22 protein-coding genes are annotated in these 13,788 nt (G+C 47.9%); 18 read left to right on the forward strand and 4 right to left on the reverse strand.

The window, feature by feature from the left end:
* The first annotated feature begins 160 nt into the window (after positions 1-160).
* Positions 161-328: a hypothetical protein gene (locus RIB93_RS29830; RefSeq protein WP_446378517.1), complete on the forward strand. Its 168-nt coding sequence runs from the start codon at positions 161-163 to the stop codon at positions 326-328.
* 132 nt (positions 329-460) lie between these two features.
* Here RIB93_RS29830 and RIB93_RS29835 read toward each other — a convergent pair whose 3' ends face one another.
* From RIB93_RS29835 to RIB93_RS29850, 4 genes are all read right to left on the reverse strand, one after another.
* Positions 461-814 carry a hypothetical protein gene (locus RIB93_RS29835; protein WP_446378519.1) on the reverse strand — a complete coding sequence of 118 codons (354 nt, stop codon included), beginning with the start codon at positions 812-814 and terminating at the stop codon, positions 461-463.
* A 263-nt stretch (positions 815-1,077) separates the two neighbouring features.
* Positions 1,078-1,587 (reverse strand): helix-turn-helix domain-containing protein, encoded by a 510-nt coding sequence (locus RIB93_RS29840; RefSeq protein ID WP_446378521.1) that lies wholly within the window; start codon positions 1,585-1,587, stop codon positions 1,078-1,080.
* Entirely contained in the window at positions 1,584-1,892 is a 309-nt protein-coding gene (locus RIB93_RS29845; RefSeq protein WP_446378523.1) for a DUF6932 family protein, read from the reverse strand. The genes RIB93_RS29840 and RIB93_RS29845 overlap by 4 nt, the downstream gene beginning before the upstream one ends.
* On the reverse strand, positions 1,844-1,996 hold the full coding sequence (locus RIB93_RS29850; protein ID WP_446378525.1) for a DUF4058 family protein: 153 nt from the start codon (positions 1,994-1,996) through the stop codon (positions 1,844-1,846). The genes RIB93_RS29845 and RIB93_RS29850 overlap by 49 nt, the downstream gene beginning before the upstream one ends.
* A gap of 68 nt (positions 1,997-2,064) precedes the next feature.
* On the opposite strand from RIB93_RS29850, the gene RIB93_RS29855 reads away from it, so the two are divergent.
* The 17 genes from RIB93_RS29855 to rplF all read left to right on the forward strand — a co-directional run bounded on the left by RIB93_RS29855 (position 2,065) and on the right by rplF (position 13,786).
* Entirely contained in the window at positions 2,065-3,834 is a 1,770-nt protein-coding gene (locus RIB93_RS29855; protein WP_446378527.1) for an Hsp70 family protein, read from the forward strand.
* Entirely contained in the window at positions 3,831-5,129 is a 1,299-nt protein-coding gene (locus RIB93_RS29860) for a clostripain-related cysteine peptidase (RefSeq protein WP_446378529.1), read from the forward strand. Before RIB93_RS29855 ends, RIB93_RS29860 begins: the two co-directional genes overlap by 4 nt.
* A 758-nt stretch (positions 5,130-5,887) precedes the next feature.
* Positions 5,888-6,523 carry a 50S ribosomal protein L3 gene (gene rplC / locus RIB93_RS29865; RefSeq protein ID WP_446378581.1) on the forward strand — a complete coding sequence of 212 codons (636 nt, stop codon included), beginning with the start codon at positions 5,888-5,890 and terminating at the stop codon, positions 6,521-6,523.
* A gap of 80 nt (positions 6,524-6,603) precedes the next feature.
* Positions 6,604-7,236, forward strand: a complete 633-nt coding sequence (gene rplD / locus RIB93_RS29870; RefSeq protein ID WP_446378531.1) for a 50S ribosomal protein L4 — start codon at positions 6,604-6,606, stop codon at positions 7,234-7,236.
* Positions 7,229-7,534, forward strand: a complete 306-nt coding sequence (locus RIB93_RS29875) for a 50S ribosomal protein L23 (RefSeq protein ID WP_446340192.1) — start codon at positions 7,229-7,231, stop codon at positions 7,532-7,534. The genes rplD and RIB93_RS29875 overlap by 8 nt, the downstream gene beginning before the upstream one ends.
* Positions 7,535-7,683: 149 nt before the next feature.
* Complete coding sequence (rplB, locus tag RIB93_RS29880) at positions 7,684-8,547, forward strand: 50S ribosomal protein L2 (RefSeq protein WP_446378533.1); 864 nt, start codon at positions 7,684-7,686, stop codon at positions 8,545-8,547.
* 40 nt (positions 8,548-8,587) lie between these two features.
* A complete protein-coding gene (gene rpsS / locus RIB93_RS29885; protein ID WP_446374137.1) occupies positions 8,588-8,863 on the forward strand; it encodes a 30S ribosomal protein S19 in 276 nt (91 codons plus the stop codon).
* Between the two features lie 70 nt (positions 8,864-8,933).
* Positions 8,934-9,296: a 50S ribosomal protein L22 gene (gene rplV / locus RIB93_RS29890; RefSeq protein ID WP_446340190.1), complete on the forward strand. Its 363-nt coding sequence runs from the start codon at positions 8,934-8,936 to the stop codon at positions 9,294-9,296.
* 60 nt (positions 9,297-9,356) lie between these two features.
* Complete coding sequence (rpsC, locus tag RIB93_RS29895) at positions 9,357-10,082, forward strand: 30S ribosomal protein S3 (protein ID WP_446352172.1); 726 nt, start codon at positions 9,357-9,359, stop codon at positions 10,080-10,082.
* Positions 10,083-10,164: 82 nt separating this feature from the next.
* A complete protein-coding gene (rplP, locus tag RIB93_RS29900; protein WP_006100407.1) occupies positions 10,165-10,578 on the forward strand; it encodes a 50S ribosomal protein L16 in 414 nt (137 codons plus the stop codon).
* A gap of 6 nt (positions 10,579-10,584) precedes the next feature.
* Complete coding sequence (gene rpmC, locus RIB93_RS29905; RefSeq protein WP_446378535.1) at positions 10,585-10,986, forward strand: 50S ribosomal protein L29; 402 nt, start codon at positions 10,585-10,587, stop codon at positions 10,984-10,986.
* Between the two features lie 6 nt (positions 10,987-10,992).
* Positions 10,993-11,241, forward strand: a complete 249-nt coding sequence (gene rpsQ, locus RIB93_RS29910) for a 30S ribosomal protein S17 (RefSeq protein WP_044206595.1) — start codon at positions 10,993-10,995, stop codon at positions 11,239-11,241.
* Positions 11,242-11,384: 143 nt separating this feature from the next.
* Positions 11,385-11,753 (forward strand): 50S ribosomal protein L14, encoded by a 369-nt coding sequence (rplN, locus tag RIB93_RS29915; RefSeq protein WP_006100476.1) that lies wholly within the window; start codon positions 11,385-11,387, stop codon positions 11,751-11,753.
* Positions 11,753-12,103 carry a 50S ribosomal protein L24 gene (gene rplX, locus RIB93_RS29920; protein ID WP_446378537.1) on the forward strand — a complete coding sequence of 117 codons (351 nt, stop codon included), beginning with the start codon at positions 11,753-11,755 and terminating at the stop codon, positions 12,101-12,103. The genes rplN and rplX overlap by 1 nt, the downstream gene beginning before the upstream one ends.
* Positions 12,104-12,211: 108 nt before the next feature.
* Complete coding sequence (gene rplE, locus RIB93_RS29925) at positions 12,212-12,757, forward strand: 50S ribosomal protein L5 (RefSeq protein ID WP_006100399.1); 546 nt, start codon at positions 12,212-12,214, stop codon at positions 12,755-12,757.
* A 24-nt stretch (positions 12,758-12,781) separates the two neighbouring features.
* The gene (gene rpsH, locus RIB93_RS29930) at positions 12,782-13,183 is read left to right on the forward strand and encodes a 30S ribosomal protein S8 (protein ID WP_006100562.1); all 402 of its coding nucleotides are present in this window, start codon (positions 12,782-12,784) and stop codon (positions 13,181-13,183) included.
* 63 nt (positions 13,184-13,246) lie between these two features.
* Positions 13,247-13,786 carry a 50S ribosomal protein L6 gene (rplF, locus tag RIB93_RS29935; protein WP_446378539.1) on the forward strand — a complete coding sequence of 180 codons (540 nt, stop codon included), beginning with the start codon at positions 13,247-13,249 and terminating at the stop codon, positions 13,784-13,786.
* Positions 13,787-13,788: the final 2 nt, after the last annotated feature.

Raw genomic sequence — 13,788 nt, forward strand, 5'->3', positions numbered from 1 at the left:
GCGCTCTGTGTCCGCCTATCTCGGAGTGAATCCGAGAAAGCACGTATGGAGCGCTCTATATCAATTTAATAATTTTATTGGTCGATGCCCTGTAGTCAATCGTAGACACGATTACGGAGCGTGTCTCTAACTGGGAACCGATGGGGGATTATTCCGCTTGGTGAGTCAGGATCAGGGCTGGAAGGTAGATAAATTCGACATTCACACCAGTGGCTTAGGGGCAAATCGGGTGAATGCGATCGCGATTAGCACAGGTGATGCTGGTGAGACGCATTTGTGGATTGGAACACCTTGCGGTTTGAGTTGTTACCGTTACTCACGAGCATGATTGGCACGTTCATAGACTAAGCGTGTGACGTACTCCCACAGTCAATCAAAGATTAGACTGTGGGCTTCTCCTCCCTTTGCGGGATTCGCGTTTTATACTGAGTGCCGCAGAAACATAAGCCTTGCTCATCCTTTATGTTGCCTTAAGCTTCAGTAATGCCTTGCCCTTAGCTACCCGTACTAAATGTTCAACATATTCATACTGCTGCCACAATCGCTCCTCTTGGGCTGTTAACCCGATTGTCCGATTCTTTTCTAGCAGGTGTTCGATGTGCTGCTGCAACACCGGAGATGGCTTCAGTGCCAAAATTTCCTCTGGAGTTGGCAGATTCGCCAAAAACTCCAAAACGTCTGTCAGTCCAGAAAATCCCGATTGAGCATCCCCATTCCATTCCCGCAACCCCAGTTCTAAAATCTGCGGTAACTGATCTTGCAATGGACTCAATCGGAGTGCCAACTCATCTGAGACTTCAACGCTAATCTGCATTCTCTGAATTTAAAGATTTGCCAAAGTATTCAGCCTCATTTTAACTTATCGCATCGAGCTAAAGCATATAATATAGCTTAATATCTCTATATTGGGAATAGTCTCCAAAGCTAAATTGATCATCGGAGTTCCAGCCTATTTCAAAAGTTATTGAAGTACCAGCCGTAGGATTGTAAGGAGGCTTTTCCCTGTCTGAATATTTAAACCAATCACGCAGCTTCATAGAAGATAACCTTAAAACTTTACTTTGCCAAACTCAACAATCAATCCCGGTTTTTTGTCTGAGACGTTAGCAATTCTTCTTTAGTAATTGGGGTTCTTATCAGCGTATCTAAAGGAATTAAAAACTCCCCGTTTTGAATTTTAATATCTAGGGCATCAATTACAAATCTGACATCCAGGAAACTGGCATCTTCGTAATCATTACCTTCATAGCGTTTAATTTGCTCTTCCGTAAGTCCAGCTAAGTTCGCTAGTTCTTGATGACTGAGTTTAGCCGCCATACGCGCTTTAATTAAAATTTGCTGTAAATAGTCAAGATCGTCGAGCTTCAGTACAATAGGACTGTGCTTATCGTGAGATGTAAGTCTTTCATATTCAGCGATTTCTGCGTTTAATTTATCGAGATGAGATTGTAATGAACTTCTCATCAGATCCCAGCCGTCAGGGTCATTTTTTTTTCTGGCTTCATCTCTCTCTATTGCGGCTATAGACTTTTCAAATTCTCCGATAATCTCCTGAGTAACTGTATACTCTTTTTCATCTTTAATCATAAGCTCAACCTCACTAAATCTATGGCAATAATCCCTTTTTTATTGTACTTTCTATCTTGCTGAAATAATTCAAAAGAATCCATTCCGTAATTGCCGATGGGTTGGTCTGATGGAAAGAGTTCACCTCCATATTTAGCTTTCTGTCCAGCACGGTCATAATGATTTAGTAATCGAGGAGCATGAATTCTGAGAGCGTACCATTTAAGGTGGAGGCTTAGACCAGGTGCAAATGATTGCTTACTTGGGAGTGCTGGTTTTATCGCTGTCTTACTTGAAAAATTAGCCAGGAGTAAACCTCTGACCACAAAGCCGGATTTTTTAAATAAGGGTTCATCCCTGGAAAACTCGGTGCCATAATCACAGGAAAATCAGAAAACGGATGATAGAAACTTGAGTTCAATGCCTCCATACTAGATCTAATGCCGTTTCCAAAGTACCTGAACGCCAACGTCAAAAGCCTAAGCCGAGGAATAAGCAGTGAACGAGGTCGATATCCTGGGAATTGATTTAGGGACAACTAATTCAGCGATTGCTATCTGGGAACCGGATACCGGAGGCTCAAGAGTACTGTGTAACCAAGAGGGCGATCGCATAACCCCTTCGGTTGTCATGTTTGACCCGGAAATCAGTCAACCTATCGTCGGGAAATCTGCACTCGATCGCATCACCAGCCATCCCAGTCAAGTCGTCTACTCGGTTAAACGTTTCATCGGCTGTACGTTTCGGGATGAACGGGTACGCTACGACCAAACCCAAGTCACCTACGGTATTGAAGAAGTGCAGCGTAAAGTGGCGGTTCAAATTGGGGAACAACGGTTCACCCCACCTCAGATTTCTGCTCAAGTTCTGGGTAAACTTAAGCAGGATGCTGAGGCTATTTTGGGTCAGCCAATCTCCCAAGCGGTGATTACAGTTCCCGCCTATTTCAGCGAGTCCCAGCGACAAGCCACCAAGGAAGCCGGAGAACTGGCGGGTTGGCGGGTTCCCCGAATTGTGAATGAGCCGACGGCGGCGGCTTTGGCGTTTGGTTTAGGTGGAGAACCCCAGACGGTAGCGGTGTACGATTTGGGGGGTGGTACGTTTGATATCTCAATTTTGCGGATTGAACGGGGTTTGTTTCGGGTGAAGGCGACGAGTGGCGATACCCATTTAGGCGGCGATGATTTCGATTGGGCAATTGTCGGCTGGATGAAGGAAGCGTTTCAGCAGCAGCATGGGGTGGAGTTATCCCTTGACGATAATACCCTGCGATCGCGCCTGCGAAACATAGCCGAAACTGCCAAGATTGCACTGACTCAAGCTCCAGAATACGCCATAAGTATCCCCAATGTCTGGAAAAGAGGCGATCGCACATTGGGATTGGAGGCGATGCTTACCCGCACCCAGCTAGAAACCCTGGTACATCCTTTGATTGATCGGACGTTAACTATCTGCGATACCACTCTGGAAACGGCAAAAATGAAGCCAAGTGACATTAACCAAGTGTTACTCGTTGGTGGACAAACCCGACTTCCCGCCGTCAAAGTAGCATTGCGCGATCGCTATGGCTGGATCATTAATGATTCAGTTAACCCTGATGAAGCCGTGGCGAGGGGGGCGGCGGTTCTGGGCGCGAGGTTGTGTGGCTATCTCAGGGAAGAGGTGGAATTATGGGATGTGACACCCCTGTCCTTGGGACTGGAGTTAGCCAATGGTCAGATGGATGTGATCATTCGCGCCAACGAACAGATTCCTGTGACCAAATGGCGCAAGGGACGCCAAGCCTTTACCACCCAGCGCGATGGACAAGAGAGTATTCGCTTTCGCATTTATCAAGGAGAACGACCGATCGCGGCGGATAATGAGTTGGTTGGCGAAGTGGTGCTTCATTTAGCCACGACTCGTCCGGCTGGGGAAGTTCGGGTTAATTGTATGTTTAAGGTGGATCATGATGGTATCCTCCATGTTCGCGCCGAAGATACCAGCACCGAGGGTCAACCTGTGGAGAAGACATTTGATCGCTTTTATCGCCTGACTCCCCAAGAGGTAGAAGAAAAGTGGAAACAGGCGCAGGTGCATCGAGAGGAAGATACAATCACCAGTCGTTTGTTCCAGTTAGAGGAGGAATTGAGCCGACTGCGACGGGTGATAGAGAGAACATCTGACAGGTTGCTGCGGGAGAATCTGGACAATTTGGCATTGAGCATCCAAGATCGGAATGTCACCCAAGCCGAGGAACTGCTTGCTGAGTTAAAGAGTAAACTATGACCCAAACGAATCGCCGTTGGACATGGATGGTTTACATGGCGGGGGACAACGGTAAGGTTTTCGAGCAACTGCAGGGTGGAAAGCAACTAATAGCTCCGATGGAGGAGCAAGGCTATCAAGATATTCGGGAAATGGAAGCGGTTGGCTCTACTGATGAGGTGGCTATCCTGGTACAGTTTGATACCCTTTCTGACCGCGATCATACCTATCGTATTTATATCCGTCCCCAGGGTGAACAACGAGTGGTCGAAAACATCTCGGAACAGAATATGGGTGATCCGGGTTCGTTACGGGATTTTATTGTTTGGGGAATCGAGAATTATCCAGCACAATATTATGCGGTAATCCTGTGGAATCATGGCACAGGCTGGAAAGAGGATGATATTTACGCCTTTGCCCGAAATCGTGGGTTTCGGCTGGGGGCGAGTGATGATGAAGTACGCTCTCTCAGTCGTAATACTCAACTGTCGTCTGCGTTTTTCCTCTCCTCAATCCTAGAGGTAATGCAATTGGAGGATGGGGAATCGCGTGCGATCGCGTTTGATGATTCCTCCTTAGACTTTCTTGATAATACTAAACTTCAGCAGGCGTTTCGGCAAGCCGAGGAGCAGACGGGGCAAAAGGTGAGTTTGATTGGTATGGATGCTTGTCTGATGAGCATGGTGGAAGTGGCGTATCAGTTGCGGGCAAATGCCAATTATATGGTGGGTTCCCAAGAGGTTGAACCGCTGTCGGGTTGGCCCTATACGGCGATTTTGGGCGGTTTAACCAGCGATGCGGGGATTACACCTGAAGCACTGGCGACGTTAATTGTGCAGGAGTATGGGCGCTACTATGAGGAAGATTCGCGGGGAAGTTTACCTCAGATTACGCAATCGGCGACTAATTTGATGGTGGTTGAGAAACTGGTAGAGGCGGTGGGGCGATTAGCGTCTGTTTTGCGTCAATTATTGGCTGAAAAGGATTTTTATCTGGAGAAGGCGCTATCCTACGCTAAACGTCAAGTGGTGCGTTTTAAAGATAAAGATTGTGTGGATTTGTATGATTTTATGAAGCTTATACGGGATGAGTATGTGGGGGATAGTACGGAATTAACTACAGTTTTAGATGAAGTCATGGATTTAATCACTCCTGAAATGGAGCCGAGGTTAGTTGTGGCGAATGTGACGTCAGGACTTAGATTTTCTCGTGTCAAAGGTTTGTCAATTTATGCACCGTATAAAAGGTATTCCCCGTTTTATGATCGGTCAGATTTTGCTAGCTGTGGGTGGGGGAAGTTAGTTAGGGGTTGGTGAATAAGTCTGGTGGTGAGGATAGGGATCTGGGGAAGCTGGCGGAATAATATTAGGTTCGCCGAAATAACTTTAATGTCCTTAATTATTCGTTCCGCCTGTTCGGGATAAGTATCAAAAGGACTACCCACTTAAACAGAAACCATCACAGAAGCGTAAAAATAGCGATTGCTCCCCGATGCCACTCCAATCACTCAAATTTTGAATTATTCTGATGGGATAGGATAGCCGCTACAAGCCGATCGCCTCTACACACCCCCATTGGTGCGGCTTTCGAGGCTAGCTGACTCAGATTCATAAAATTGTCGCCAATTTCCTAGACAAAGTTAGGGAATTATTCTATACTGAGCAATTGTGACCAAATTGCCAGTTGCGCGATCGCAACTCAGGTCAACAGAAGCTGTGGTCTTGGATTTATCCAGTCAAACCACCAAGTTGAGATCAGCTAGTTCTACTGTAGAACTCGAGTGAACTCAGGTAAAAAAGCCATAAGGCGCTTGTAGTAACAGCTTCTGACCTTTGGCAATTGCCATTCGCCTCGTGGGGATACTGAGGAGATAACTCTTTAAGTCCCAGCGTTCCAAGGCGACGCGGTTAGTCAGTACTAACCAAACTTTCCACAACTAACCAGGCAAGAATTACCCTCAATCGAGGAAATCCCTGTCGATTAGTCAGGAAGATAACCTGCTGAGGCACTAGCGGATTCACTTGTGAATCAACGCCAAATTTGCCTCGCTGTACCGTCTAGAAAGGAGAAGCCAGTGTCTGTCGGTATCCTCGGCACGAAACTCGGCATGACCCAAGTCTTTGACGAGGAAGGACGCGCCCTTCCTGTCACAGTCGTTCAAGCGGGTCCTTGTCGGGTGACTCAAATCAAAACCAAGCAAACGGATGGCTACAGTGCTGTACAACTGGGCTATCACGAAGTTAAAGAAAAGGCAGTTAATCAGCCAGAAAAGGGGCATTTAGCCAAATCTGAGGCTCCCCCCTTACGTCACCTGCGCGAATATCGCCTCGATAGCACCGACGAATTCCAACTCGGTCAACTCGTCAACGTCGAGATATTTAGTGCGGGTCAACTGGTGGATGTCTCTGGAAAGACCATTGGTCGTGGTTTTGCTGGCTATCAAAAACGCCATAACTTTAAGCGCGGACCTATGGCGCATGGTTCAAAAAACCACCGCTTACCCGGTTCCACTGGTGCAGGAACAACGCCCGGTCGTACCTTCCCTGGGAAAAAAATGGCGGGTCGTTATGGCGGTAAACGTCAGACCATTCGCAAACTACAGGTGGTGCGCGTAGACACAGAGCGAAACATACTGATTATTAAAGGGGCAGTTCCCGGTAAGCCAGGAGCGCTTTTAAACATTGCACCCACAAATAAAGTCGGGAAATAGTTATTCAGGGTTCATGGCTCATTGTTGATGTCCACTGATGAATCTTGAACAACCAGAATAAAGACTAAGGACTAAAAACTATGGTCGATTGTATAGTGCGAAATTGGCAAGGGGAAGAAGTGGGACAGGCAACCCTGGAGCTGAAAGTCGCCAAAGAAGATAGTGCGTCTCACATTGTTCATCGAGCATTAGTTAGACAAATGACCAATGCTCGTCAAGGAACCGCATCCACGAAAACCCGCGCCGAAGTTAGAGGGGGCGGACGTAAACCGTGGCGGCAAAAAGGAACCGGTCGCGCTCGGGCTGGCTCAAACCGCTCACCCTTGTGGCGCGGTGGGGGCATCATCTTTGGTCCCAAGCCTAGAGACTATAACCTGAAGATGAACCGTAAAGAGCGGCGCTTGGCACTGCGAACAGCATTGCAGGGTCGAGCTGAGGATATGATTGTGGTCGAAGAGTTTGCCGATCAACTGCCCCGTCCTAAAACCAAAGACTTGATGGACGCGATCGCGCGTTGGGGAATTGATCCCAATCAAAAAGTCCTGTTGATTCTACCGCAACCCGCACAGCAGGTTTATTTGTCAGCGCGTAATGTGCCAAGCCTCAAGCTAATCTATGCTGACAGCTTAAATGTCTACGATGTATTGAACGCTGACAAAATTGTCACCACCAATACAGCCCTTGCCAAAATTCAGGAGGTTTACAGTGACTAAATCTACTAACCCCCGCGACCTGGCAGACATGGTGCTTTGCCCAATTGTGACTGAAAAAGCCACATTGCTACTAGAAGATAACAAATACGTCTTTGATGTTGTTCCCAAAGCCACTAAACCTGAAATCAAAGCGGCAATAGAAAGCCTTTTTGATGTCAAAGTTACGGGTGTAAATACCTTAATGCCACCTCGCAGAAAGCGTCGCGTCGGCAGATTTATCGGGTACAAGCCCCAGTATAAACGGGCAATTGTCACCTTAGCGCCTGAAGACTCAATCACGCTGTTCCCAGACGTATAAAACAGTTTTGACCCTTCGCTTGGTTCAAGGAATTTGGTTTTATGAATGTAGGGGCGGGTTTCACAACTATCGTTTTTGACCCAACCCCGATGTAACTAAACCCGCCCCGACCGAGTTGGAAATAACATAGACAAATAAAGGATAGTTTTATGGGAACTCGTAGTTATAGACCCTATACCCCTAGTACCCGTCAGGTTACGATCTCAGACTTTGCAGAAATTACTCGCGATGAACCCGAAAAATCGCTAACGACATCTAATCACCGTCCCAAAGGTCGCAATAATCGGGGGGTGATTACCAGTCGGCGTCGAGGAGGTGGACACAAGCGTCTCTACCGCATCATCGACTTTCACCGGAACAAGCACAATATTCCGGCTAAAGTAGCATCCATTGAATATGACCCTAACCGGAACGCCCGGATTGCCCTGCTTTACTATCAGGATGGCGAAAAACGCTATATTTTGCATCCGGCTGGTTTAGAAGTGGGCGCATCTGTGATTTCTGGACCCGATGCTCCGATTGAGGTGGGTAATGCTTTACCTCTGAGCAATATCCCTCTAGGAACCAGCGTGCATAACGTAGAACTGATACCCGGAAAAGGCGGTCAAATCGTCCGTGCGGCTGGGGTAAGTGCCCAAGTCGTTGCCAAAGAAGGAAAGTATGTCACGCTGAAGCTACCCTCGACGGAAGTTCGCATGGTGCAGCGAAATTGCTATGCCACGATTGGACAGGTGGGGAATAGTGATGCTCGTAACCTCAGTTTAGGGAAAGCCGGTCGTAGCCGTCGCTTAGGACGCCGTCCTAAAGTCAGAGGAAGCGTCATGAACCCGGTTGATCACCCCCATGGTGGTGGTGAAGGCAGAGCGCCTATTGGTCGATCAGGTCCAGTCACCCCATGGGGTAAACCCACTTTGGGTGCTAAAACTCGGAAGCCGAAAAAACAAAGCACGGCTTTAGTTGTCCGCCGTCGGCGCAAATCCTCGAAGCGAGGACGGGGTGGGCGTCAAGCTTAACGCTTGCATCCAATCACTGACCATTTACCATATTGAGATTATGGGTCGTTCGTTAAAAAAAGGTCCATTTATTGCCGACAGTCTTCTGAGTAAGATTGAAGCCTTGAATACTAAAGGCGAAAAGCAGGTAATTAAAACCTGGTCACGCGCCTCAACCATTCTGCCGCAAATGGTGGGTCATACCATCGCCGTTCATAATGGCAGAACCCATGTGCCGGTTTTTATCAATGAGCAGATGGTGGGGCATAAACTGGGCGAATTTGCCCCAACTCGTACCTTTCGCGGTCATTCTAAAAGCGATCGCCGGGCGCGTTAATCGGCACGATGCTGTCCCTTGGAGTTGGCAGCTTTTATCTCGCTCTCCCCCATTAGAGATCACAAAAACTATGGCGACGATAGATACAACAGTAGAAACCAAAGCGATCGCACGTTACATTCGCATGTCCCCCTTGAAAGTTAGGCGGGTTCTTGATCAGATTCGCGGACGTTCCTACCGCGAAGCCCTGATTATTCTAGAATTTATGCCGTACCGGGCGTGCGAACCCGTGCTGAAAGTCCTACGATCCGCCGTGGCGAATGCCGAACATAATGCGGGTCTAGATCCAACAAACTTGGTGATTAGCCATGCTTCGGCTGATATGGGACCCAGCTTTAGGCGCTATCGCCCCAGAGCTCAAGGTCGAGCTTATCAGATTCGCAAGCCAACCTGTCATATAACGGTGGCGGTTTCACCCCAAGTTGAGGACTAGTTAATCGTCATCAATGATGCACGATTGACAACGGATAAACAAAAAGTAAAGGAAGGATTCGTGGGACAAAAAATTCATCCAATTGGTTTTCGCTTAGGTGTCACTCAAGAGCATCGCTCCCGTTGGTTTGCTGATACCAAGCGTTACCCAGAAGTCCTGCAAGAGGACTACATCATCCGACAATATGTCGAAAAAAACCTGAGTAACGCCGGAATTTCGATGATCCGGATCGAACGCAAAGCCGATCAAATTGATTTAGAAGTCCATACAGCCCGACCCGGTGTCGTGGTTGGTCGGGGCGGTAGTGGCATTGAATCCTTGCGTACAGGTCTCCAAGACCTTTTGGGGAGCAATCGTCAAATTCGCATCAATGTCATTGAAGTCGCTCGGGTGGATGCCGATGCGGAGCTAATTGCGGAGTATATTGCCCAACAGCTCGAACGCCGGGTGTCCTTCCGTCGAGTGGTTCGCCAAGCGATTCAACGGGCGCAGCGGGCAGATGTCCAAGGCATCAAAGTGCAAGTGAGTGGTCGCCTGAATGGGGCGGAAATAGCGCGAACGGAGTGGACTCGTGAAGGTCGAGTTCCCCTGCATACCCTGCGGGCGGATATTGATTATTCCTACCGTACCGCTAGCACTACCTATGGGATTCTCGGCGTGAAAGTTTGGATCTTCAAAGGCGAAATCATTCCGTCTACCGAAGATGTCGCCCCGCCGCCCACCGCTCAACCCCGTCGCCGTCAACAACGGCGTCGCCAGCAATTTGAAGATCGTTCCAATGAATAGTCTTTTGTCTTTTGTCCTGAAGCAGGTGACAACAGGCAAAGGAGAAACAATCACGACTAACTGATAACGGACAAAAATCACTATGTTAAGTCCTAAACGTACAAAATTTCGCAAACAGCATCGCGGGCGGATGAGAGGTCAAGCGACTCGCGGCAACTCCCTCAATTTTGGGGACTTTGGCTTGCAAGCGATTGAACCGTCTTGGATTACGGCGCGTCAAATTGAAGCGGGTCGTCGAGCCATGACTCGCTATATTCGCCGGGGCGGGAAAATCTGGATTCGTGTGTTTCCAGATAAACCTGTGACCATGCGTCCCGCTGAAACTCGCATGGGTTCCGGGAAAGGGTCTCCTGAATATTGGGTGGCAGTAGTGAAACCCGGTCGAATTCTTTATGAAATCGCGGGTGTACCCGAACCCCTTGCCCGTGAAGCCATGCGTCTAGCGGCTAACAAATTTCCCATTAAAACAAAGTTCGTTACTCGTGAAGGGGAATAAGTATTTATGCCTTTGCCCAAAATAGACGACGCCAGAACCTTAAGCGATCAAGAGTTAGCGGATGGAATTTTAGCTGCCAAGCGTGAGCTATTTCAACTGCGGTTGCAACAAGCCACCCGCCGTTTGGAAAAACCCCATCAATTTAAGCATCTCAAACATCGCATTTCTCAGATGATGACGATTGCGCGAGAGCGACAATTGGCAGCAGTGTCTGAAGAGACAACCCCACAAACGCAAACGGTGAGTGATTCAGCCGATGCAGCGACAACGGCTACAGCCACGACTCAACCCCCTCAAACCGAGGTAGAAGAGTCGGTTCAAGCCGATGAGCAAGAGTCAGTGAGTGAACCCGAGGCGACTGAAGTCACCCCTGAATCCTCACCATCTGAGGCAAAAGAAGAGGAGTAAACCGCGATGGCAGTTAAAGAACGAGTTGGTTTGGTTGTGAGCAACAAAATGGATAAAACCGTGGTTGTTGCTGTCGAAAATCGATCGCCCCACCCGAAGTACGGCAAAATTGTTGTCAATACCAAGCGATACAAGGCACACGATGAAGAAAATCGCTGCCAAGAAGGCGATCGCGTCCGCATTCAAGAAACCCGACCTCTCAGTCGCACGAAACGCTGGCAGGTTACGGATATTCTCAATAGTGCCTCAATTTAATTAAGGCGTATTGACCCTTCGCCACCCTCGAAGGAACTTGGTTTTGGGTTTTAAATGTTCACGAATCGGTGAGAAACGATCATCGTGAAATCCACTCCGACTTGCCTCAAAACTCATAACTCTGAATCAAGAGCACAAATCAGATGATTCAACAACAAACCTATTTAAATGTGGCTGACAATAGCGGTGCGCGTAAAGTAATGTGCATTCGCGTCGTCGGTTCTGGAAATCGACGTTACGGTAGTGTGGGTGACGTGATTATTGCTGTGGTGAAGGATGCGATTCCTAACATGGCAATTAAAAAGTCCGATGTGGTTCGGGCGGTTATTGTCCGCACTCGTAAAGGATTGCGCCGGGAAAGCGGCATGAGTATTCGTTTTGACGATAATGCGGCTGTGATTATTAACCCAGAAGGTAATCCCAGAGGAACTCGTGTATTTGGTCCAGTAGCGCGAGAACTACGGGAAAGAAATTACACGAAAATTGTGTCCTTAGCGCCGGAGGTACTCTGATGGCTAAAAAGACAGAAAATGCGCCACCGCGTTACAAAATGCACATTAAAAAAGGCGACACTGTGCAAGTGATTAGTGGTCACGATAAAGGTAAGGTCGGAGAAATTCTGCAAACCTTACCTAAAGACAGTAAGGTTGTCGTCAAAGGCGTGAACATTAAAACCAAACACGTTAAGCCTCAGCAAGAAGGGGAAACAGGTCAAATTGCTACCATTGAATCCCCGATTCACAGTTCCAATGTCATGCTGTATTCGGAAAAGCAAAAAGTGGCAAGTCGTATCTGTTACACCTTGACTGAAGAGGGACGTAAGGTACGAATGCTGAAGAAAACGGGTGAAATTATCGACTAATATCTTCGCCAAGTCCTTTGATTCATCCCAAAGGACGAATGACAACGGACATAAGACAAAGGACATAAGACACCCCCTGACAAAGCCCAGGGAAAAAGGATAACCATCATGTCTGACCGATTGAAAACACTCTATCAAGACACAATTGTTCCCAAACTTAAAGAACAGTTTGGGTATACAAACATCCATCAAGTCCCGCGTGTGACCAAAATCACCGTCAACCGGGGATTAGGAGAAGCATCTCAAAATGCTAAAGCCCTGGAATCCTCATTGAGTGAACTGGCGATCATTACCGGTCAAAAACCTGTGGTCACCCGTGCTAAAAAAGCGATCGCGGGATTTAAAATCCGTGAAGGAATGCCCGTGGGGGTCATGGTGACCCTGCGTTCAAAACGGATGTACTCGTTCTTGGATCGCCTAATTAGCTTAGCCCTGCCGCGAATTCGTGACTTTCGCGGGATCAGCCCTCGCAGTTTCGACGGTCGCGGTAACTACACCTTAGGCATCCGAGAACAACTGATTTTCCCGGAAATAGACTACGACAGTATCGATCAAATCCGTGGCATGGATATCTCAATTATCACCACCGCAAACACCGATGAAGAGGGTCGCGCTTTACTCAAAGAGATGGGAATGCCTTTCCGGGAGAAATAAGCCTGTAAGAATAGGAAGGAACTAATGGCGGCAAACGATACAATTGCAGATATGCTGACCCGCATTCGGAATGCGTGCTTGGTGCGGCATCAAACAACAAATGTCCCAGCAACAAAAATGACCCGTGCAATTGCCCAGGTCTTGAGAGAGGAAGGTTTTATTGCCGAGTTTGAAGAAGCTGGGGAAGGCATCAAAAAATACTTAGTTATTTCTTTGAAATACAAAGGAAAAACTCGTCAACCCATTATCCGAGCGCTGAAACGGGTGAGTAAACCCGGTCTCAGAGTTTACAAAAATCGCAAGGAATTACCGCGAGTTTTGGGTGGTATTGGTATTGCGATTATTTCCACGTCCAGTGGCATCATGACTGACCGGGAAGCCCGACGACAAGGAATCGGTGGTGAAGTGCTGTGTTACATCTGGTAGCACGGCTCAAATCAGCACTTCAGCTCTTTTGAATTCTTTTGCCCGGATAAGGAGTATAAAATCATGTCGCGTATTGGCAAACGCCCGATAGCAATTCCCAATAAAGTGACCGTGACCATTGAAGGTCAACAGGTTACCGTCAAAGGACCCAAAGGAGAACTCCAACGAGTTCTACCGAAACAAGTCACCGTTGAACAAGAAGGAGAAACCATCCAAGTGCGGCGGCGGGATGAATCCAAACTTGCCCGTCAGCGCCACGGATTGTCTCGTACCCTGGTTGCCAACATGGTTGAAGGGGTATCCAAAGGCTTTGAGAGACGTCTAGCTATCCAAGGGGTCGGTTATCGCGCCCAGGTGCAAGGACGTAACTTAATTCTGAATGTCGGATATAGTCAACCCGTAGAAATTGTCCCTCCTGAAGACGTGCAACTCGCCGTTGAAGGGAATACTAACGTGATTGTTAGCGGGATCAATAAAGAAATCGTCGGCAACACAGCGGCTAAAATTCGTGCGGTGCGTCCCCCTGAAGTTTATAAAGGGAAAGGCATTCGCTATGCCGGTGAAATAATTAGACGTAAAGCTGGTAAAGCAGGTAAGAAGTAACA

It is taken from the genome of Coleofasciculus sp. D1-CHI-01, assembly GCF_040218875.1.
GTDB lineage: Bacteria > Cyanobacteriota > Cyanobacteriia > Cyanobacteriales > Coleofasciculaceae > Coleofasciculus.